Consider the following 21,630-nt stretch of genomic DNA (forward strand, 5'->3'; position numbering starts at 1 on the left):
ATGTTTGCGGCCAAGCAGCCAATTCAACCTTATACGGCGCGTATCCGGTTGCGGACAAGCAGTTAAGGTCGGCCCTTGCATCTTGTCCGATCCGTACGCGGCGGACACCCGCACAGTCTTGGCAGGGCGGGGGGACGGGCCAGAAGGCTCGTCCTCTTGTGTCAGGAATGCGCCGCGCCCGATACGCCGGTCGGGCCGGTGCCGGCCCAATCCATGCCCTGCATCTCGCGCAGGCGACTGGCGGTGCGCTCGAACTCGAAAACGCCTTCGCCTTCGACATAGAGCATGTCCGGCGCAGCGGCAGCAGAACAGATCAGGTGGACCTTCGCCTCGTAGAGGGCATCGACCAGGGTGACGAACCGCTTGGCCTCGTTGTAGTTGGACCGGCCCAGCAGGGGGATATCCTCCAGGATCAGCACGCGCGCCACTTCTGCAAGGGCGAGATAGTCCGCCGCCCCCAGGGCCCGCCCGCAGAGGTCGTGGAACTTGGCCCGCGCCACGCCGTTGTAGAAGCCGGGGATGTGCAGGTCATGCCCTTTGACCCGCAGCACCATGGGTTCGGCCTTGCAACCGGTGAATTCCGTCCAGATCGACCGGATCTGCTCGCGCGCCGCCGTGTCGGCGGGCGTGAAGTAAGACGGCGACCCTGCCAGAACGGTTTGCCGGTAGTCTGTATCGCTGACCAGTTCCCAGACTGTGAGCCTGTCTTTCATCAAGTCGATGAAGGGCAGGAAAAGCTGCCGGTTCAGCCCGTCGCGATACAGGTCGTCAGGGGGACGGTTCGCAGTGGTCACCACCGTCACGCCGGACGCGAAAAGCGCCTCGAACAGCCGGCCCACGATCATGGCATCGGTGATGTCGTTGATCTGCATCTCGTCGAAGGCAAGGAACCGGACGTCGGCGGCCAAAGCCTCGGCGACGGGCTGGATGGCATCGTCGACGCCCGTTTCGCGGGCCTTGGCGATCTCCGCGTGGACCCACTGCATGAAGGCATGGAAATGTGCCCGCCACTTGGGCGCCTCGACCAGGTCAACCAGCAGGTCCATCAGCATGGACTTGCCGCGCCCGACGCCGCCCCACATGTACAGCCCCTTTGGCGGCTCGACCGGCTGCGCCTTGCGGAACAGCCCCTTTTTCGGACGCGCGGGCGGGTTTTTCAGGGCCAGGCGCACCCGTTCCAATTCGTCCAGGACGGCTTCCTGCGCTGCATCGTGATGCAACTCGCCCGCCTCGACCCGGTCGAAATAAGCATCCTGAACCCGTCCCATGGCCGTGTGATAGCGTGGCAGGTGGCGGTTGAAAAGCGCAAGCGGCCCCTCGGGTTGGACGAAGCACCCGGGACCCCGCCACGGCGCGACCTTCATGGATCGCCCGGGGATGATCGGGGACAGTCTGACCTTGACCAAATACGCCTATGGCTGTGTCGCACACCGGGGCATGTCGGGAACATCTTGCGCCGGTCAGTATCGTCTTTCGCTGCCGCGCGGAGGGTGGGCCGCGCCCCGGCAATCAGGGCATTCCGGAAACGCCGAGGGCCAATCGCGCGGTCAGGTCACCACGCGCAGGGTCAGATTGATCCGGCCCCCGTCCTTGAGAAGCGCCGAACTGCCGTCCCTGACCCGGTCGATCCCGTGGTAAAGCAGGCGAGCGTCGCCGCCCATGCGCAGTACGTCCCCCGAGCGCAGCCAAACACTCTCGGTCTTGCCGCCGCGAGTCGTGTTGCCGATCCGAAACAGCGCCTCGTCGCCCAGCGAGATCGACAGCACCGGCTGACCGAAGTCGGCTTCATCACGGTCCTGATGCATCCCCATGCGGGACCCCGGCGGGTAGTAGTTCACAAGGCAACATTCAGGCGCACGGTCGCTGCCAGAGAGCGCCGTCCAGACGTCCAGAACCGAGGGCGGGATCGGCGGCCAGTCCATGCCCTGGGGATGGCGCGGCTCATAGCGGTAGCCGGCCTTGTCGGTGACCCAGCCAAAGCGGCCTGCGGCGGTCATGCGCACACTCATCGTCTTGCCCGAGGGCGTCACGGGCACGAAAAGAGGCGCTCGGGCGGCCACCGCGCGAATGTCGGCCAGCATCTCTTGCTGGTCCTCCGGCGACAGCCAGGGCTGCCAGAAATCGACCCCGCGCCGACAGAGCGTCGACGCAACGCTCTGTCCAGATTCCCCGAAATTGCTCATCGCATTGCCTTTCCCCGGCTTGCAGGCCCCTTTGCACCTACCTATATACGCCGTGATCCGGATTGGGGATGGCCCCGATCTACCAGAATCCATGAGGCCGGGGTGCCACAACGGGCCCAGCCGCTCAAACCGCCTGAAGGAAGGGATTTGTAAAATGGCCAAAGTCATCGGAATTGACCTAGGGACCACCAACTCCTGCGTTGCCATCATGGATGGCAGCCAGCCCCGCGTTGTCGAGAACGCGGAAGGGGCGCGCACGACGCCCTCGATCGTCGCCTTCACGGACGATGAACGCCTTGTCGGCCAGCCGGCCAAGCGGCAAGCTGTCACCAACCCCGAGAACACCATCTTCGGTGTCAAGCGCCTGATCGGCCGTCGCCTCGACGACAGCGATCTTGCCAAGGACAACAAGAACATGCCGTTCTCGGTCATCGATGGTGGCAACGGCGACGCCTGGGTCGAGGCCAAGGGCGACAAGTACAGCCCCAGCCAGGTTTCCGCCTTCATCCTGCAAAAGATGAAGGAAACCGCCGAGAGCTACCTCGGTGAAGAGGTGGACCAGGCGGTCATCACCGTGCCCGCCTATTTCAATGACGCCCAGCGCCAAGCCACCAAGGACGCCGGCAAGATCGCGGGCCTCGAGGTTCTGCGCATCATCAACGAGCCGACTGCGGCCGCGCTGGCCTACGGGCTCGACAAGAAGGAAACCAAGACGATCGCCGTATACGACCTTGGCGGCGGCACTTTCGACGTGACCATCCTGGAAATCGACGACGGCCTGTTCGAGGTGAAGTCCACCAACGGGGATACCTTCCTGGGCGGTGAAGACTTCGACATGCGGATCGTCAATTATCTGGCGGATGAGTTCAAGAAAGAGAACGGGGTCGATCTTACCAAGGACAAGATGGCCCTGCAGCGCCTCAAGGAAGCCGCCGAGAAGGCCAAGATCGAGCTGTCCAGCGCGTCTCAGACCGAAGTGAACCAGCCGTTCATCTCGATGGGGTCCGACGGTTCGCCGCTTCACATGGTCATGAAGCTGACCCGCGCCAAGCTGGAAAGCCTTGTGAGCGACCTGGTCACCGCGTCTATCAAGCCGTGCAAGGCCGCGCTCAAGGATGCGGGCCTGTCGACGGACGACATCGATGAAGTCGTCCTGGTCGGCGGCCAGACACGGATGCCCAAGGTCTTCGACGAGGTCACCAAGTTCTTTGGCAAGGAACCGCACAAGGGTGTGAACCCTGACGAGGTGGTCGCCATGGGCGCCGCCATCCAGGCCGGTGTGCTTCAGGGTGACGTCAAGGATGTGGTCCTGCTGGACGTCACGCCGCTTAGTCTCGGCATCGAGACGCTGGGCGGTGTCTTTACCCGGCTGATCGACCGCAACACCACGATCCCGACCAAGAAGAGCCAGGTCTTCTCGACCGCCGAGGACAACCAGAACGCGGTGACCATCCGCGTGTTCCAGGGCGAGCGCGAGATGGCCAGCGACAACAAGCTTCTGGGTCAGTTCAACCTCGAGGATATCCCGCCGGCGCCGCGCGGGATGCCACAGATCGAGGTCACCTTCGACATCGACGCCAACGGCGTGGTCAATGTCTCGGCCAAGGACAAGGGCACCGGCAAGGATCAGAAGATCACGATCCAGGCCTCGGGCGGCCTGTCCGAGGATGACATCGAACAGATGGTCAAGGACGCCGAGGAGAACGCCGAGGCCGACAAGCAGCGCAAGGACCTTGTCGAGGCCCGCAACCAAGCTGAAAGCCTTATCCATTCGACCGAAAAGTCGATGGAAGACCACGGCGACAAGGTCGACCCGACCACTGTCGAGGCTATCGAACTGGCGATCTCTGCGCTCAAGGAGGATCTGGAGGGCGAGGACCCCGAGAAGATCCGTTCCGGCATCCAGAACGTGACCGAGGCGGCCATGAAGTTGGGTGAGGCGATCTACAAGGCACAGGCCGAAGAGTCCGGCGATGCCGATCCCGAGGCCCCTGAAGAGGGTACGGGCGGCGCCGACGAAGACATCGTGGACGCCGACTTCGAGGACCTCGACGACGACAACAAGCGCGCCTGAGGGAAACCACGCGCCGAGGCTGGCCCGCACCCAGTGGCGGGTCGGCCTTTTGCGACCCATAGGGGGAAACGCGAATGTCCAAACGTGACTATTACGAGGTTCTCGGGGTCTCCAAGGGCGCCAGCTCCGACGACATCAAGAAGGCCTATCGCAAGAAGGCCAAGGAACTGCACCCGGACCGGAACACCGACAACCCCGAAGCCGAGCAGCAGTTCAAGGAGGCGGGCGAAGCCTACGAGGTTCTCAAGGATCCCGAGAAAAAGGCCGCCTACGACCGGTTCGGCCACGCCGCCTTCGAGGGGGGCATGGGCGGCGGTGGTGGTGGTCGCCCGGGCGGCGGCTTTCAGGGCCAAGGCGACTTTGCCAGCGCCTTCTCGGATGTTTTCGACGATTTGTTCGGAGATTTCATGGGGGGCCGTGGCCCCGGCGGCGGACGCTCGCGGGCGGCCCGCGGCAGCGATCTGCGCTACAACATGCGCGTCACCCTGGAAGAGGCCTATACCGGCACCCAGAAGACCGTCACCGTGCCAACATCGGTACAATGTGACAGCTGCGACGGCTCGGGCGCCGAGGGCGGCAGCGAGCCGGTGACATGTCCAACCTGTTCGGGCATGGGCAAGGTGCGCGCGCAACAGGGTTTTTTCACCGTCGAACGGACCTGCCCCACCTGCAACGGCATGGGCCAGACCATCAAGAACCCCTGCAAGACCTGCCACGGCGCCGGCCGCGTCGAAAAGGAAAAGCAGCTTGCAGTCAACGTGCCCCCGGGTGTCGAGACCGGCACGCGCATTCGCCACGCGGGCGAAGGCGAAGCCGGGATGCGCGGTGGCCCGTCCGGCGATCTTTATGTCTTCATCGACGTGATCGAGCACGACCTGTTTGAGCGTGACGGCAACCACCTGTTTTGCCGCGTCCCCGTTTCCATGACCGCGGCGGCACTGGGTGGGGACATCGAGGTTCCCACGATCGACGGCGGCCGGTCGCGCGTGAAGATACCGGCAGGCAGTCAATCCGGCCGGCAGATGCGGCTGCGGTCCAAGGGCATGCCCAGCTTGCGCGGCGGCGGATCGGGCGACATGTTCATCGAACTTTCCGTCGAGACGCCGGTGAACCTGACCGCGCGCCAGAAAGAGCTGCTTCGCGACTTCGAGAAGCAGGCCGAGGACAACAACCCGCAAAGCTCGAACTTCTTCAAGTCGGTCAAGAACTTCTGGGAGTCGATGAAGGGTTAAGCCGCGTTAACGCTTCGGAAAGGGAATCGGCGCAAGTCTGGTGCCATGTCGGACCCGCGCGCCTTTTCCGAAGCCCCCTTGCCCGGCCTGCAGCCGGACCTTCTGACCGAGAATCATGAGGGGCAGGCGGTCGCCCACGCGCCGCGCCGCCGGGGGAAGCGCCCGCCCTCTTACCTGGCCGATCACCGCAAGCGCCTGCGTGAGCGGTTCCGGACCGGGGGCGCAACGGCCATGCCAGACTACGAACTTCTGGAACTGGCCCTGTTCCGCGCGATCCCCCGACAGGACGTCAAGCCGCTGGCCCGGCGCCTGATCGAGACCTTCGGAGACGTAAACGGCGTGCTATCGGCCCCCGTCACCCGCCTGGAGGCCATAGAGGGCGTGGGAGCGGCCGTGGCCACCGAGCTCAAGATCATCGAAGCGCTGGCCCATCGCATGGCCCGCGCCAAGGTGCTGCGGCGCCATGTCATCAGCAGTTGGGATGCCGTTCTGGACTACTGCCACACGGTCATGGCCCATCGCGATACCGAGCAGTTCCGAATCCTTTTCCTGGATCGCAAGAACATCCTCATCGCGGACGAGGCCCAGGGTCAGGGCACAGTCGATCACGTGCCCGTCTACCCGCGCGAGGTGGTCAAGCGCGCGCTGGAACTCAACGCCTCGGCCCTGATCCTGGTGCATAACCATCCCTCGGGCGACCCGACCCCTTCGGACGCCGATATCGACATGACCCGTCAGATCCACGAGGCAGCCAACGCCCTTGGCATCGCCCTGCACGATCATCTCGTGATCGGCCGGTCACGCGAGTTGAGCTTTCGCGCGCAGGGGCTGCTTTAGGTCTCAGCGCCGCGCCCGCACCCACATCTCGACCCTCCGGTTGGCGCGTTGCCCCATGGGCGTATCGTCGCAAGCCAGCGGCATGGCCTCGCCAAAGGCATCGGTGGCCAGCCCGACGTTGAACGGCAGATCCCCGCCCAGCGCCCGCATCAGGTCCTCTTTCACAGCCTCGGCCCTGGCCGCAGCAAGATCCCGGTTGGCATCGGCCGGGCCACGCCCGTCGCTGAAGCCCACCAGCAGGATGTCACGCCCGTGGTAACGTCCGTCACGGATCGCCTGTGCCAGCAGCATGATATGCGACCGTGACGGCGCGTTCAGCCGGGTCGAGCCGGGGGCAAAGCGGAAGGTGTTGGAAATGCGGGTATGGCTGTCCATCGCGGTGACCAGGCGCTGCAACTCGCCCAATGGCACGTCCTCGCCAGCCATGCGGATCGCGTTGGCCAGGCGACGACCCTGGGCCTCCAGCCGAACGGGCACACCGGCCAGGTCCACCAACCCGGCGCGGCGGACAACCAGTTGCGCCGACTCGCCGCGCACCCAGTCGAGGAAGGCGGCAATCCCGGGATGCGGGCGCCAGGGTGGCAGGTAGAGATAGACCGGGTAGGTCAGTGGATAATCCTCGGTTCGGATCGTGCGGCCCGTGGCCCGCGCGCGCAATCCACATGGTCCCGAAAGGGCAAGCGGTTTCCAGGGACCTCCAAGCGAGGCGGGCACCAGCCCCAGTCCATCGGGATCAGCCGCCAGGGCCCCGACCAGCGCACCGGCTTCCCGATGCCAGGTGATCCCAAGCTCGGCACGGCCCCTTGCCGCCTCGGGCAAGAGCCAGGACAGGTCAGGGCCCGTCGCCGCCAGGAGGTGCAGGTTCATGGCGGCATCGCTGTCGGTCCATGCAACCGGTGCCCCTGACAGTCGCCGCATCAGCGCCGCGAGAGGAATACTGTCCCGCCGCTGGCCGGCGGCGACCACTGGCACAAGCGCGTCCATGGCCAGGACCCGCCCTTGCCGGGTGCTGGCCAGATCGCCCAGCCCCGTCTTGCGGGCACGGTCCAGTTCACGCACCGACAGCGGGTGCGGGGACAAGAAAAGGTCAAAGGGCCGCGCCGGAAAGCCGTCGAGCACATCATCGGCTGTCGCCTCGTGCAGGTCGAGGTCCAGCCGCGTCCCGGTATCGCGGTGATAGGCCTCCAAGAGCGCGGGGATCAGAAGCTGCCCCGCCTGTCCTTGCACTGCGACGCGCAGCACTGGTTGGTCCGTCTTGCCGGGGCAATCGGCTCCGTCACATAGGAGCCCCTCCAGCCGAAGCGACACTCGGCCCGCGTCGGTCTGAAGGGTCAGCACGTCGCCGTCATGCGCCAGCACCCGCCCCGTCACCTCGACGCCGCCATCGGCCGAGCGCAGGGTGATCGGGTCGGCCCCGACCGGGACGGCCAACAGACAGAAAAATGCGGCGAAAATCGCCGCGACTTTCCGTAGTTCCCGATTGCCCCGCACCCATCGCCCCTTCATCGCGCGGCGAGTTTCAGGTCCTCGAACATGTTTTGCAAGTAGAGATAGTCACCCACTGCCTCGCAGCCCGGCATTCTCAGGCTCAGGTCCAATGCTTCGGTCGTGCCGTCCGGGCGCACCTGGATGCTCTGGGCGGCCAGCTCGGCGTTACAGTTCTCGGCTGTGATCCGGGCTTCGGCAACCAGCGCGATATCGCCACGGTCATGTTGGCCCGAGGGAAAGGTATAGACCTCGGCCATGTGGGGCGCCTCGCCAGCCGCCGGATTCCCCAACCGCATGAGGAACCCGCCCTCACCGGACAGTGCCCGCGCAGTATCGGCGGTGTTCTCGCGAAAAATGTGCCCCTCTTCACCAAAGCCCGCGCCGAACTCGTAGGCGCTCAGCATCAGGTCGGGGGTACCGCGCCATTGCAGTATCGCTCGATCGAACCGGTCGAAATCGGTCACCGTGACAGTACCGACCCCGCCTGAGCCATCGGGGAAGGCGACGACAAAAGCCCCTGTCGGGGCAAGAGCGGGGACATCAAGTGACGCCCTGCCCTGTGCATCGGTCATGGCGCTGACCCGAAGGCCCTGGTGGTGCAGAACGAAAGGGGCATCCGCATGACAAGGCGCCGTGACCCGAAGGTCGACGGTCGCTGCCTTGTCTGGCGTACCCTCCAGCGTGACCTGGCACTCCGCACCACGAGGGCGGGCCTCGGCGTCAGCGGTGCCGGGTCGTTGCGGGGCGATATCGGTTTCGACCGCTGCCAGGTGAACCGGGGCGGCCGGGGTCTCTGGCGGCCGGGTCGGCCCGGGCAGCGACACCACCGCGTCAAGGTCCATAACTGCGGGGGCGGAGGCCTCGAAGGCCAAACCGGAGAGCCCGGCAGCAGGCTGCGGATCGGGCGCCTCGGCCTGCTTGACACCGGCAACATCGGCGCCCGTGGCGCCATCGGGCGCATCCAAGCCGAAACGGTTGGCCAAGGCGTCGCCGTTCTGCATGACGAAGCCGATGCCCAACGCAACGCTGAACGTGCCGGCGGCCATGGCGATCTGTTTGACGCGGGACATCATCCCCAAGTCTCCTTCCCACGATGTGGTCTGGAAGGAAACTGGCGTCTGCCGGTGGCCTCAGGATGACCCAACCGGGGAGTCTTGGCGTCGGAATTGGGGCAGTATTATGCCCCCGGCACAAAGCTGGGCGTCAGGCCAGGCGCCCGTGGCAATGCTTGAACTTCTTGCCCGATCCACAGGGGCAGGTTTCGTTCCGACCGGGATTGCCCCAGGTGGCGGGGTCATGCTCGTCGAAACCTTCGCGCGTGGCGGCGGCGGCGGCCGCTGCGGCCGGCGCCCCAGCCGCAGCGCCGCTGGTATTTTCACGCGATGCCGCGTCTTGAAGCTGTTTCTGCTGCTCCTGCAGCTGAGCCATCATTTGCTTCTGTTCTTCCTCGGTCATGGGCCGGATCTGCGACAGCTTCTGCGTCACATCGGTGCGCAGTCCGTCCAGAAGCCCCTCAAACAGCTGGAAGGACTCGGTCTTGTATTCGTTCAGCGGGTCACGCTGGGCATAGCCGCGGAAGCCAACGACCGAGCGCAGGTGTTCCAGCGTCACGAGATGCTCGCGCCACTTGGTGTCGATGGTCTGAAGAAGGATCTGCTTCTCGATATTGCGCATGGTGTCCTGGCCAAAGGCCTCGGCTTTCTCGACCATGTGCTTGTCCGCCGCCTCTTCAAGGCGTTCACGAATCACGTCGTTGTCGGCGCCTTCCTCATCGGCCCACTCCATGACCGGCACGTCGATGCCGAGCTTTGCGATGACCTCGGCATAGAGGCCCTCGGTGTCCCATTGGTCGGCATAGGTCTTGGGCGGCATGTGAGCGTCGACCAGATCGTCGATGACCTGCTCGCGCATGTCGCTGACGATCTCTGACAGATCCTGCGCTTCCATGATCTCGCGGCGCTGCCCGAAGATCACCTTGCGCTGGTCATTCATGACATCATCGAATTTCAGCAGCTGCTTGCGGATGTCGAAATTGCGCCCCTCGACCTTGGCCTGCGCCCGTTCCAGCGATTTGTTCACCCAAGGGTGGACGATCGCCTCCCCCTCTTTCATACCGAGGCCAGACAGCATCTTTTCCAGTCGTTCGGAGCCGAAGATGCGCATCAGGTCATCCTCGAGCGACAGGAAAAAGGCCGACCTTCCGGGGTCACCCTGGCGGCCAGACCGGCCGCGCAACTGGTTGTCGATGCGGCGACTCTCGTGCCGCTCGGTGGCAAGAACGAAGAGGCCGCCGGCTTTCTTGACCGCCTCTTCATCGGCCTCGTGGGCGGCCTCGATGCGTTCGCGAACCGCCTCGGGATCACCCTCGGGATCGGCTTCGATGGCCTGCATGATCTGAAAATCGACGTTGCCGCCCAGCTTGATGTCGGTCCCGCGGCCGGCCATGTTCGTGGCAATGGTCACGGCGCCGAGCTTCCCGGCATCGGCGATGATCTGCGCCTCTTGCTCGTGCTGGCGGGCGTTGAGCACATTGTGCTTGACGCCTGCGTCGGTCAGCAACTGGCTGAGATACTCCGACTTGTCGATCGAGGTCGTGCCCACGAGGATCGGCTGCCCCTTGGCATTGGCGTCCTTGATGGTCTCGACGATGGCATCGAACTTTTCCTTGGCCGTGCGATAGACCGCATCGTCGTCGTCGGCTCGGGCAATGGGCTTGTTTGTCGGCACCTCGACCACGCCGAGGCCATAGATCTCCATGAACTCGTCAGCCTCGGTCAGGGCCGTGCCGGTCATGCCCGAAAGCTTGTCGTAAAGCCGAAAGTAATTCTGGAACGTCACGCTCGCCATGGTCACGTTCTCGGGCTGGATCTCGCAGCCCTCCTTGGCCTCGATCGCCTGGTGCAGCCCCTCGGACAGGCGTCGCCCCTGCATCATTCGCCCCGTGAACTCGTCAATCAGCACGACCTGGCCGTCGCGCACGATATAATCCTTGTCCCGCGTGAAGAGTTTGTGCGCCCGCAGGCCCTGGTTCACGTGGTGGACGACCGTGGTGCTTTCGGGATCGTAGAGCGATTGCCCCTCGGGCAGCAGCCCGGCTGCGTGCAGGCGCTGTTCAAGGAACTCGTTGCCATCGTCGGTATAGGTGACGCCGCGGGTCTTCTCGTCCAGTTCGAAATGGTCGTCGTTCAGGTCCGGAATGACCTTGTCGATAGCCACGTAGAGATCGGACCGGTCCTGCGCCGGCCCCGAGATGATGAGCGGGGTGCGCGCCTCGTCGATCAGGATGCTGTCGACCTCGTCCACGATGGCGAAGTTGTGCCCGCGCTGCTTCATGTCCTTGAGCTCGGACTTCATGTTGTCGCGCAGATAGTCAAAGCCCAGCTCGTTGTTTGTGGCATAGGTGATGTCGCAATCGTAGGCCTGCTTTTTCTCGTCCTCGTCCTGCTGCGGGTAGACCACGCCGCATGTCAGGCCCAGGGCATTGTAAACCTTGCTCATCCATTCGGAGTCGCGACGGGCCAGGTAGTCGTTGACGGTGACGATATGCACGCCCTTGCCGGTCAGCGCGTTCAGGTAGGCCGGGAAGGTCGCAACGAGGGTCTTGCCCTCGCCTGTCTTCATCTCCGAGATATTGCCCTGATGCAGGAAGATGCCGCCCATCAACTGCACGTCGAAGGCGCGCAGGCCAAGGGCACGCTTGGCGGCCTCTCGGCAATTGGCGAAGGCCTCTGGCAGAAGATTGTCCAGGCTCTCATCATCCATGGCGCGCTTTCTCAGCGCCTCGGTCCGGGCCTTCAGATCACTGTCGCTGAGCTTTTCGAACTCGGGCTCGAGCGCGTTGATCCTTTCGACAATCGGGCGTGTCGCCTTGATCTTGCGGTCATTGGCGGTCCCAAAGACCTTTTTCGCGATTGTTCCGAAACCGAGCATTTTGTCTCCGCGGCCAGATCCAGGCCCTCATGGCGTCAAAGTATGAGGAGGTTGGTTGTGCCAGACCGGCACGCCGCCTAAGTTCGGGGCCAAGACCGGCCCCCCTCGGGACCTGCTAGGCGATGTAAGGGGCCGCAATTCAGGTGTCAACGCCGCGCGCCGACGCGACAGATAAAGGACGGAACCCTCATGTACGATAGCCTCAAGATCGCGACCCTGCTGACCGGACTGGCGCTGCCCGCGGGCATGGCCCTGGCCCAGGACCAGGGCACGACCTCGGGCAACGTCGCCGCCGACACGGTGGTCGCGACGGTCAACGGGACGGATATCACCCTGGGCGAGATGATCATCACGCGTCAGCAACTGCCCGAGCAGTACCAGCAGCTGCCCGACGAGGTGCTCTTTTCGGGCATCCTTGACCAACTGGTGCAGCAGCAGCTTCTGGCCGACACGCTGGAAGAGACGCCCAGCCGCCTGGAAATCGCGCTGGCCAACGAGGAACGCGCGCTGCGGGCGGGCGAAGTCTTGGAGGATATCTACGCCGAAGCCGTGACGGATGAGGCCGTCCAGGCCGCCTACGAAGCGCGCGTGGCCGAAATGGGCGACTCCATGGAGTGGAACGCCTCACACATTCTGGTCGAGACCCAGGAAGAGGCTGCCGAGATCAAGGACCTGGTCGTAGGTGGCGCCGATTTCGCCGAAACGGCACAGGAACGGTCTACCGGGCCTTCCGGTTCCAGCGGCGGCGAACTGGGCTGGTTCGGGCCGGGCATGATGGTTGCCCCCTTCGAGGAAGCCCTGACCACCATGGAGACTGGCGATGTCTCCGAGCCGGTGCAGACGCAGTTCGGCTGGCACATCGTCAAGCTGAACGACACCCGCATGCAGGCGGCCCCAGCCCTTGACGAGATACGCCAGGAAATCGTCTCGCAACTGCAAGAGAGCGCGCTTCAGGCCCGCCTCGATGAACTGGGCGAGAGTGCCGAGGTCGATCGCGCGGCGGACGGGGATTTCGATCCTGCCGTGATCAACGATCTGGGCCTGATCGAGGACTGATCCATGGCGAAATCCCCACTGGCGCCCGCGCGCTTTCCCGACCTGCCGGTCATCGAAGGCGTGCGGTTCGCCAGCGCGGCTGTCGGCGTGCGCTACTCAGACCGGCCGGATGTGATGCTGGCCGAACTTGCCGAGGGGACGACCATCGCCGGCGTTTTCACGCGCAGCGCGACCCGGGCCGCGCCGGTGCTCGATTGCGAGGCCAAGATCGGGGGGGCGGGCACGGGCCGCGCCGCCATCCTCGTGAATTCGGGCAACGCCAATGCCTTTACCGGGGCCGCGGGCGCGGTATCGGTTGCCGCGTTGTGCGAAGGGGTGGCCGAAACGCTGAACCTGGACCCGGCACGTGTCTTTACCGCCTCAACCGGAGTGATCGGCGAGGTTCTGCCCCATGATCGTATCCTCGCCAGCCTGTCCAGCCTCTCCGGCGGCCTCGCCCCCGGGGGGATAGAGGGGGCTGCGCGCGCCATCATGACCACCGACACCTTTGCCAAGGGCGCCATGGCAGAGGTCGAGATCGGCGGCCAGCGGGTGCGCATCGCCGGAATCGCCAAGGGATCAGGGATGGTGGCCCCGGACATGGGCACCATGCTGGTCTATATCTTCACCGATGCCCGCATCGGGCGGGATGATTTGCAGACCCTGCTGCGCACCCTGACGGACCAGACCTTCAACTGCATCACCGTGGACAGCGACACCTCGACTTCGGACACGCTGCTTTGTGCGGCCACCGGCGCCTCGGGGGTGGATGTCACCGAAAGCACCGGGTTCACCAAGGCGTTGCATGACGTGATGCTGAACCTGGCCCAGCAGGTCGTGCGCGACGGCGAGGGGGCAAGCAAGTTCGTCGAGGTGCAGGTCAGCGGCGCCGCCACGGACGGCGACGCGAGGCAGATTGGCCTGTCCATCGCCAATTCCCCGCTGGTCAAGACCGCCGTCGCCGGAGAAGATCCCAACTGGGGCCGTATTGTCATGGCCATTGGCAAGAGCGGTGCCCGCGCGGATCGCGATCGGATCACGATCCGCCTTGGCGATATTCTCGTGGCGGAAAAGGGCTGGGTCGCCGGCAGCTATACCGAAGGGGCCGGCGCCGCCTACATGCAGAATGACGAAATACGGATCGCGGTGGACCTCGGACTGGCCGGGGGCATGGCCACGGTCTGGACCTGCGACCTGACCCACGGGTACATCTCGATCAACGCGGATTACAGGTCGTGAAGACGGTTCTGGTAAGTGCCGTCGCACTGGTCGATATTGACGGGCGCGTCCTTCTGACACAACGGCCCGAGGGCAAGCACATGGCGGGGATGTGGGAATTCCCCGGCGGAAAAGTCGATCCCGGAGAGACACCCGAAATCGCGCTGATCCGCGAATTGCAGGAAGAGCTCGGAATCGACACCTGGTCCTCCTGCTTGGCGCCCCTGACCTTCGCCAGTCATAGCTACGACAACTTTCACCTGCTCATGCCTCTCTTCGCCTGCCGCAAATGGGACGGGGCACCGCAGGGCAAGGAAGGCCAGCGGCTGAAGTGGGTGCGTACGTCTGAGTTGCGCGATTACCCGATGCCGCCCGCAGATATCCCCCTGATCCCCATCCTGCGGGACTGGCTCTGACCCGATAACCTGCACAATGCAAAAGGGCGCCCTCGTCGGGCGCCCTTTGCACGTGTCTATTTCGCGGGGCGTCAAAGGCTGCGCTCAACCTCTTCGCGTTCGAAGATCTCGATGACATCGCCTTGGCGGATATCCTCGTAGTTCTCGAAGGCCATGCCGCATTCCTGGCCCGAGATGACTTCGGCCACCTCGTCCTTGAAGCGCTTGAGCGTCTTCAGCGTGCCCTCGTGGATCACAACGTCATCGCGCAGCAGGCGCACACCGGCGGACCGACGGGCGATGCCTTCGGTGACCAGGCAGCCTGCGACCTTGCCGACACCCGAAACCTTGAAGACCTCGCGGATCTCGGCATAGCCGATGAAGTTCTCGCGCACCTCGGCCGACAGCAGGCCCGAGGCCGCCGCCTTCACATCGTCAACCAGGTCGTAGATGACCGAGTAATAGCGAATCTCGACACCCTTCTGGTTGGCCGAATTCCGCGCTGGCGCATTGGCCCGGACGTTGAAGCCGATCACCGGCGCGCCCGACGCTTCGGCCAAGCCGATGTCAGTCTCGGTGATGGCGCCGACGCCCGAGTGCAGAACCCGCACTCGGACCTCGTCGTTGCCGATCTTTTCCATTGCCTGGATGATCGCCTCGGCCGAGCCCTGCACGTCGGCCTTGACCAGGATGGGCAATTCCTTGACGTTCTCGTCCGCCTTGGCCTTGGCCAGCAACTGGTCCAGCGTGGTCGCCGCACCGGCGGCGGCACGCTTGTCCTTGGCGGCCTCCTGGCGGTATTCGGCAATCTCGCGGGCCTGGGCCTCGGTCTCGACGACGTTGAGCACGTCGCCGGCCTCGGGCGTGCCGTTCAAGCCCAGCACCTCGACGGGGACCGAGGGGCCAGCCTCCTTCACACGCTTGCCCTGGTCGTTCTCCATGGCGCGGACCTTACCCCACTGTTCCCCGACAACGAAGATGTCGCCCTGGTGCAGGGTCCCTTTCTGGATCAGAACCGTCGCGACAGGGCCGCGGCCCACGTCCAACTGGGCCTCGATCACGGCGCCCTGGGCGGCGCGGTCGGGATTGGCCTTGAGCTCGAGGATCTCGGACTGCAGCGCAATGGCCTCGAGCAGTTCGTCCAGACCCTGCCCATTGATCGCCGAGACCTCGACATCCTGAACGTCACCGGACAGCCCCTCGACGATGACCTCGTGCTGGAGCAGATCGGTGCGCACCTTGTCGGGGCTTGCGTCCGGCTTGTCGCACTTGTTGATGGCGACGATCATCGGCACCTTGGCCGCCTTCGCATGGTTGATCGCCTCGATGGTCTGCGGCATGACCGCGTCGTCGGCGGCCACGACCAGCACCACGATATCCGTCACATCCGCACCGCGGGCCCGCATCGAGGTAAAGGCGGCGTGGCCGGGCGTGTCAAGAAAGGTCAGCACGCTGCCGGACTCGGTCTGCACCTGGTAGGCGCCGATATGCTGCGTAATGCCCCCGGCTTCGCCCGCGGTAACACGGGCGTTGCGGATCGCATCAAGCACCGAGGTCTTGCCGTGGTCGACGTGGCCCATCACGGTAATGACCGGCGGGCGCGACTGCATGTCCTCTTCCTTGTCGTCGATCGTGTCGATGACCTGTTCCACATCCGCATCCGAAACCCGCACGACACGGTGCCCGAATTCCTCGATGATGAGTTCGGCGGTATCGGCGTCGATTGCCTGGGTCTGGGTCGCCATGATGCCGTTCTGCATCAGCGCCTTGACGACATCGGCCACCCGTTCCGCCATGCGGTTGGCCAGTTCGCTCACAACGATGGCCTCGGGCAGCTGAACGTCGCGGATGACCTTTTCGCGGTCGACCTGGCCACCCATCGCCTTCTGCCGCGCACGCTCTTGCTTGCGCTTCATCGCGGCCATGGATTTCTGGCGTCCGCCCTCGCCGCCTCGCAGCGCCTGGTTCAGCGTCAGCTTGCCCGAGCGGCGGCCCTCGTCGCGGCCACCCTTGCCCTTGGGCTGTTTGTTGTCGCGCTCCTTGTCCTTGCGCGGACCGGGAGCCGAACGGCCACCGCCGCGGGGCTGTTGCTCGGGCGCAGGGGGCTGGACAGGTTCGGCGGGCGCGGCAGCCTTCTTGGCGGCCTCGGCCTCTTCGAGCTTCTTGCGCTCTTCCTCTTCCTGCTTGGCCTTGAGCGCTTCTTCGCGCTCCCGCTCTTCACGCTCCTTCGCCTCGATCTCGGCGCGGCGACGCTCACGGTCGGCGGCGCGGGCCTTCTCGTCTTCCTCGCGCTTCTTGACGTCCTCGGCCTCGCGCGCCTTGGCGGCGGCGAGTGCCTTCATCCGGCGCTCCATCTCGGCATCCGAGATTCCGGCCGGGCGCTTTGACGGATCCCCGCCGGTCGGGCCCGATGCTCCACCAGCGCCTCCGGTCTTGCCGCCGGCGGCACCGGGCTTGGGCGCGACAACGCGCTTGCGCTTCGTTTCGACCACGACATTCTTGGTCCGGCCATGGCTGAAGCTCTGCTTCACGTTGCCCGAACGCGGGCCGCCACGAAGACCAAGGGGTTTCTTGCCGTCACTATCGCTCATTTGGCTTCTGTATCCTTTCCGGCGGCGCCCTCGCCACCGACTTTTGTCCGCAAACCTTTCAGTCTTGCGGCTTCCTCTACAACACGGTCGCCGAGTCCACCAGAGGCAAGCGCACCGTGTATCACAGATTGACGCCCGAATGCCAAACCCAATTCGGTTGACGTAAGGCAGTCGAAATATCGTGCCCCGGTCGGTGTCCAGAGCTTGCCCTTTCCGCGCACCGATCCATCCGAGGCCTGCAGCAACGCGCGTACGGTTGCCCCACCCGCGAGCCAGCCCTTGACCTTCTCGAAGCCACAGACAGCCAGCCCCGCCTTGCGCGCGAGCGAGATCGCCTCGACCACGCGACGGACCAGCTGGCGCTCGATCTCGTCGGCCAAACCGGCGGGCAGCGTAACCTTGCCCTTGGCCGCGCGTGCGAACTGGGCAGGCTTTACCGCCTCGATCACCGCGCGATCCGCGGTGACATAAATGCCGCGCCCGGGCAGCTTGCCCAGGATGTCGGGCACGATGCCCCCGTCCGGCCCGACAACGAACCGGATCAGCCCGGACTTGGGAGCCGTTTCACCGGTGACGATGCACCGGCGTTCGGGCCCATCCCGTTCCTTGGCGCGACCTCCGCGACCCATAGACACCCAGAAGGCCCGCGATCAGGCCTCCTGCTCCTCTTCGGACAAAGCGTCTTCCTCGGCCGCCTGCTCCAGATCGGCCGGATCGACCCAACCCAACATGACGCGCGCGGTCATAATCATGTTCTGCGCTTCTTCCAGGCTGACATCGAAGGGTTCCAGCACACCGTCGTCCTTGGTGCGTTCACCGTCGACCGTTGTCCAGCCCCCGGCCAGTTCCCAGTCGGCACAGGTCGCGAAGTCTTCCAGCGACTTCACGCCGTCCTCGGCCAGCGCAAGGATCATCTGGGGGCTGAGCCCCTCGAATTCAACCAGGCTGTCCTCGACGCCCAGTTCGCGGGCGCGGGCCATGGCCTTGGCGTTCTGTTCCTCCAGGTACTCGCGCGCGCGGGCCTGAAGCTCGTTCGCGGTATCCTGATCGACACCGTCGATGACCAGAAGCTCGTCCAGTTCGACGTAAGCCACTTCCTCGAGGTTGGTGAACCCTTCGGACACCAGGAGCTGGGCAAAGAACTCGTCCAGGTCCAGCGTGTCCATGAACAGCTTTGTGCGTTCCTCGAACTCGGCTTGGCGGCGCTTGGATTCCTCTTCCTCGGTCATGATGTCGATGTCGAGCCCGGTCAGCTGGCTGGCCAGGCGGACGTTCTGACCGCGCCGCCCGATGGCCAGGCTCAACTGGTCCTCGGGGACGACGACCTCGATGCGCTCGGCATCCTCGTCAAAAACGACCTTCGAGACCTCGGCCGGTTGCAGCGCGTTGACCAGGAAAGTCGGCATGTCCTCGTTCCAAGGGATGATGTCGATCTTTTCGCCCTGAAGCTCGTTCACGACGGCCTGCACGCGGCTGCCGCGCATACCGACACAGGCACCGACCGGGTCTATGGACCCGTCATAGGAAATCACTGCGATCTTGGCGCGGCTGCCCGGGTCACGGGCCACCGACTTGATCTCGATTATGCCCTCGTAGATCTCGGGCACTTCCATCTTGAACAGCTCGGCCATGAATTCCGGCGCGGTGCGCGACAGGAAGATCTGCGGGCCGCGCTGTTCGCGGCGGACGTCCTTGATGTACACTCGGACCCGGTCATTCGGACGATAGCTTTCACGGCCGATCTTTTCATTGCGCCGCAAGACACCTTCGCCCTGGTTCAGGTCGACGATGACGTTGCCATATTCCTCGCGCTTGACTTGAACATTGAGGATTTGACCGACCCGATCCTTGAATTCCTCGTATTGCTTTTCGCGCTCGGCCTCGCGGACCTTTTGCAGGATAACCTGCTTGGCCGATTGCGCGGCGATGCGGCCCATCTCGACCGGCGGGACCTCCTCGACGTAGGTGTCGCCGATCTGGGGGCTTTCGAGATACTGCTTGGCCTGATCGACGGTCATCTCGGCCTGATAGTTCTCAAGTTCCTCATCCTCGACCACGGTGCGCACGCGGGTGAATTCGGCGCGGCCGGTCTTGCGGTCGATACTGACGCGAATGTCCATCTCGGCGCCGTAGCGGGACTTTGCCGCCCGGGCGAGCGACTCTTCCATGGCCTCGATCACCAGGGCCGGGTCGATCATCTTCTCGCGCGCCACCGCCTCGGCGGTTTGCAGCAACTCAAGCTGGTTGGCAGAGGTAATCGCCATCAGTCTTTCTCCTCATCAGGACCGTCCAGCACGGTCTCCACTTCGTCAAATTGTGTCTCGTCGATCTGGCCAGCATCCTTGCGGCCCTTGAGCACGTCGCGGATCAGGTCTTCGGTCAGCACCAGCTTGGCATCACTCAGCCAGTCGAATTGCAGACCGATAGTCAGCGGATCACCGTGTTCCTCGATCTCGATCAGAACCTCGCCGCCCTCGGTGCCTTGAAGCGTGCCCTTGAATCGGCGGCGCCCATCTATCAGCTGCTCGGTCTCGATCTTCGCGACATACCCGGACCAACGGTCGAAATCCTTGAGCCGGGTGAGCGGGCGGTCGATGCCCGGACTGGAAACCTCGAGCGTGTAAGTTTCCAGGATCGGGTCCTCGACATCCAGGACCGCGCTGATGGCGGTGCTGATCCGCGCGCAGTCATCAACCTCGATGCTGCCATCGGGTCTCTGTGCCATGACCTGCAATGTGTTTTCCTTGCCGGTCATCAGGCGCACGCGCACCACCTCGAAGCCCATGTCTTCGACGGTGGGGGTAATGATCTCGTTGAGACGGCGATCCATCGCCGAGCGGGCAATCAGGTCAGACATGGTATCCAGGCACGGCCTTGCAGGCACAAAAAAACGGGCGCGCGGCCCGTTCGATCTTTACGGTGGAACCTCGGGGGTGGAAGCCGAAGCGCCGCTTTCGCGAGGGATATAGGGACAAAGCCTGGCCGACGCAAGGGTCGTGTTACAGGCCCAGCATCCGGTGCAGCGCGGCCAGGTCCCCGGGGGGCAGCAGGCGGCCGCCCGTCAGACCGTGCAGACTGGCCCGGCGGGTGGTCTCGGCCTGTTCCAATTGGCGCGCAAGGTCGGCATGGGTTGCCCTTGCCGCAGCCAGCGCCGCGTCATAGCCGCCGCCAGGATATGCGCTTCGCCGCTCCGGGTCTGACATTGAGTCCAACCGCGCCAGGCTCCGTCCGGCCCGCGCATGCAAACGGGTCAGCCGATCCATGCGTTCGACGGCCGCGCGATAGGCCCGCAAACGAGACGGTGTGCTCTCGCCGGCAACACGGGCGATCGCGCGCGAGGTGACGTGGGCCTGTTCTGGCCCGCCAGAAACGGTCAGCCGGGGGGCGCTGTTCTCGTCGCCGCCACCGCCGCCGATTCCAGCAGTCAGCGAGACCGGCAGACAAAGGAGCAGAAAAACCAGAACGGCCCGCTTGGCAGAGCGGGCCTGGCGCGTGGTCGCATTTGACAGAATCATGATTACCCGAGCCTCGAAACATCCCCACGGACCAGCTAACCACAGAGTTGGGCCCCCAGCGGACCCAATCTGGGCCATTCGATGACAATCCACAGGGCCCGGTCAAATCGGGCGAATCACGAAGGCGGCCGCGATCAGCGGCGCGCCGCGATCCGATCCATGGCGCGCACCAGTTCGGCACTGATGCCCGGTTCGGACAGCGCATGCCCGGCCTTGGGCACCATGACCAACCGCCCCGCGGGCCAGGCCTGCGACAGGCGATGCGCCGCAGCGGGCGGGCAGATCATGTCGAACCGCCCCTGGACGATCACGCCGGGGATATGGGCGATCCGGTTCATACGGGCCAGGATCGCGGTATCGGCCTCGAGGAAGGCACCGTTGTGGAAATAGTGGCATTCCAGCCGCGCAAAGGCCCTGGCGTAATCGCCCGCGCCGTCCATTCCGGCCCCGTTGCTGTCGATCGAGGCCAGCGCGTTTTCCCAGCCGGCCCAGGCGCGGGCGTAACGCGCCTGAAGTGCGTGGTCGTCGGCGAACAGGCGCCGGTGATAGGCGGCGATCATACCGTCGCGCTCGTCCTGGGGCACAAGCGCGGTGAATCGGTCCCAAAGCTCGGGCCAGAAGCGGCCCGCACCGCCCTCGTAGAACCAGTCAAGTTCGGGCTGCGTGGCCAGGAACACCCCGCGCAGCACCAGTTCGCGCACCCGGTCGGGATGTTGTTGGGCATAGACCAACGCCAGCGTCGCCCCCCAGCTGCCCCCGAAAGCGATCCAGCTATCGATTCCAAGCGTCTGCCGGATATGCTCGATGTCGCGCACCAGGTGCCAGGTCGTGTTCGCCTCGACGCTTGCATGGGGTCGCGAGCGGCCGCAACCGCGCTGATCGAACAGGACCACCCGATAGACCGCTGGATCGAAATAGCGCCGCATCGCAGGGCTGCACCCACCTCCCGGTCCGCCGTGCAGAACAACCACCGGCAGCCCCTCGGGATTGCCGCACTGTTCGACATATAGGCTGTGGCCATCACCCACGTCGATCATTCGCTGGTCGAACGGCTCGACCTGCGGATAGAGGTGGGCGACCGCGCGCCTTTGTCCCGGGACCTTGTCCATGTACATCCTATATGAAAATGCGG

The 21,630-nt window shown here is 64.6% G+C and carries 17 protein-coding genes; 6 read left to right on the forward strand and 11 right to left on the reverse strand.

Annotation, left to right across the window (positions count from 1 at the left end; genetic code table 11):
- Window positions 1-161 precede the first annotated feature (161 nt).
- Complete coding sequence (zapE, locus tag VJ897_RS14750; RefSeq protein WP_324056589.1) at window positions 162-1,268, reverse strand: cell division protein ZapE; 1,107 nt, start codon at window positions 1,266-1,268, stop codon at window positions 162-164.
- 279 nt (window positions 1,269-1,547) lie between these two features.
- Complete coding sequence (locus VJ897_RS14755; protein WP_324056538.1) at window positions 1,548-2,183, reverse strand: alpha-ketoglutarate-dependent dioxygenase AlkB family protein; 636 nt, start codon at window positions 2,181-2,183, stop codon at window positions 1,548-1,550.
- Window positions 2,184-2,337: 154 nt separating this feature from the next.
- Between VJ897_RS14755 and dnaK the strand changes: the two genes are divergently transcribed.
- From dnaK to radC, 3 genes are all read left to right on the forward strand, one after another.
- Window positions 2,338-4,257, forward strand: a complete 1,920-nt coding sequence (dnaK, locus tag VJ897_RS14760; RefSeq protein WP_324056540.1) for a molecular chaperone DnaK — start codon at window positions 2,338-2,340, stop codon at window positions 4,255-4,257.
- A gap of 74 nt (window positions 4,258-4,331) precedes the next feature.
- Complete coding sequence (dnaJ, locus tag VJ897_RS14765; RefSeq protein ID WP_324056541.1) at window positions 4,332-5,489, forward strand: molecular chaperone DnaJ; 1,158 nt, start codon at window positions 4,332-4,334, stop codon at window positions 5,487-5,489.
- A gap of 45 nt (window positions 5,490-5,534) precedes the next feature.
- The gene (radC, locus tag VJ897_RS14770) at window positions 5,535-6,326 is read left to right on the forward strand and encodes a RadC family protein (RefSeq protein WP_324056543.1); all 792 of its coding nucleotides are present in this window, start codon (window positions 5,535-5,537) and stop codon (window positions 6,324-6,326) included.
- 3 nt (window positions 6,327-6,329) lie between these two features.
- Here radC and VJ897_RS14775 read toward each other — a convergent pair whose 3' ends face one another.
- From VJ897_RS14775 to secA, 3 genes are all read right to left on the reverse strand, one after another.
- Complete coding sequence (locus VJ897_RS14775) at window positions 6,330-7,757, reverse strand: OmpA family protein (RefSeq protein ID WP_324056544.1); 1,428 nt, start codon at window positions 7,755-7,757, stop codon at window positions 6,330-6,332.
- Window positions 7,758-7,828: 71 nt separating this feature from the next.
- Window positions 7,829-8,884, reverse strand: coding sequence for a hypothetical protein (locus VJ897_RS14780; protein ID WP_324056545.1), 1,056 nt, complete (start codon window positions 8,882-8,884; stop codon window positions 7,829-7,831).
- A gap of 133 nt (window positions 8,885-9,017) precedes the next feature.
- Window positions 9,018-11,744, reverse strand: coding sequence for a preprotein translocase subunit SecA (gene secA, locus VJ897_RS14785; RefSeq protein WP_324056547.1), 2,727 nt, complete (start codon window positions 11,742-11,744; stop codon window positions 9,018-9,020).
- A 189-nt stretch (window positions 11,745-11,933) separates the two neighbouring features.
- Between secA and VJ897_RS14790 the strand changes: the two genes are divergently transcribed.
- The 3 genes from VJ897_RS14790 to mutT are packed head-to-tail and all read left to right on the forward strand — an operon-like array spanning window position 11,934 to window position 14,413.
- Window positions 11,934-12,800: a peptidylprolyl isomerase gene (locus VJ897_RS14790; protein WP_324056549.1), complete on the forward strand. Its 867-nt coding sequence runs from the start codon at window positions 11,934-11,936 to the stop codon at window positions 12,798-12,800.
- A 3-nt stretch (window positions 12,801-12,803) separates the two neighbouring features.
- Window positions 12,804-14,018 carry a bifunctional glutamate N-acetyltransferase/amino-acid acetyltransferase ArgJ gene (gene argJ, locus VJ897_RS14795; protein WP_324056550.1) on the forward strand — a complete coding sequence of 405 codons (1,215 nt, stop codon included), beginning with the start codon at window positions 12,804-12,806 and terminating at the stop codon, window positions 14,016-14,018.
- The gene (gene mutT, locus VJ897_RS14800) at window positions 14,015-14,413 is read left to right on the forward strand and encodes an 8-oxo-dGTP diphosphatase MutT (RefSeq protein WP_324056551.1); all 399 of its coding nucleotides are present in this window, start codon (window positions 14,015-14,017) and stop codon (window positions 14,411-14,413) included. The genes argJ and mutT overlap by 4 nt, the downstream gene beginning before the upstream one ends.
- Before the next feature lie 71 nt (window positions 14,414-14,484).
- On the opposite strand, the gene infB is transcribed toward mutT, so the two are convergent.
- The 6 genes from infB to pip all read right to left on the reverse strand — a co-directional run bounded on the left by infB (window position 14,485) and on the right by pip (window position 21,607).
- Window positions 14,485-16,983 carry a translation initiation factor IF-2 gene (gene infB, locus VJ897_RS14805; protein ID WP_324056552.1) on the reverse strand — a complete coding sequence of 833 codons (2,499 nt, stop codon included), beginning with the start codon at window positions 16,981-16,983 and terminating at the stop codon, window positions 14,485-14,487.
- Window positions 16,980-17,612 carry an RNA-binding protein gene (locus VJ897_RS14810; RefSeq protein ID WP_324056553.1) on the reverse strand — a complete coding sequence of 211 codons (633 nt, stop codon included), beginning with the start codon at window positions 17,610-17,612 and terminating at the stop codon, window positions 16,980-16,982. Before VJ897_RS14810 ends, infB begins: the two co-directional genes overlap by 4 nt.
- A gap of 21 nt (window positions 17,613-17,633) precedes the next feature.
- Window positions 17,634-19,247: a transcription termination factor NusA gene (nusA, locus tag VJ897_RS14815; RefSeq protein WP_324056554.1), complete on the reverse strand. Its 1,614-nt coding sequence runs from the start codon at window positions 19,245-19,247 to the stop codon at window positions 17,634-17,636.
- The gene (rimP, locus tag VJ897_RS14820; protein ID WP_324056555.1) at window positions 19,247-19,840 is read right to left on the reverse strand and encodes a ribosome maturation factor RimP; all 594 of its coding nucleotides are present in this window, start codon (window positions 19,838-19,840) and stop codon (window positions 19,247-19,249) included. Before rimP ends, nusA begins: the two co-directional genes overlap by 1 nt.
- Before the next feature lie 142 nt (window positions 19,841-19,982).
- Window positions 19,983-20,498: a hypothetical protein gene (locus tag VJ897_RS14825; RefSeq protein ID WP_324056556.1), complete on the reverse strand. Its 516-nt coding sequence runs from the start codon at window positions 20,496-20,498 to the stop codon at window positions 19,983-19,985.
- Window positions 20,499-20,632: 134 nt separating this feature from the next.
- Window positions 20,633-21,607 (reverse strand): prolyl aminopeptidase, encoded by a 975-nt coding sequence (gene pip / locus VJ897_RS14830; RefSeq protein WP_324056557.1) that lies wholly within the window; start codon window positions 21,605-21,607, stop codon window positions 20,633-20,635.
- Window positions 21,608-21,630 lie beyond the last annotated feature (23 nt).

Origin of the sequence: Salibaculum sp. (genome assembly GCF_035270045.1) — a bacterium.
GTDB lineage: Bacteria > Pseudomonadota > Alphaproteobacteria > Rhodobacterales > Rhodobacteraceae > Salibaculum.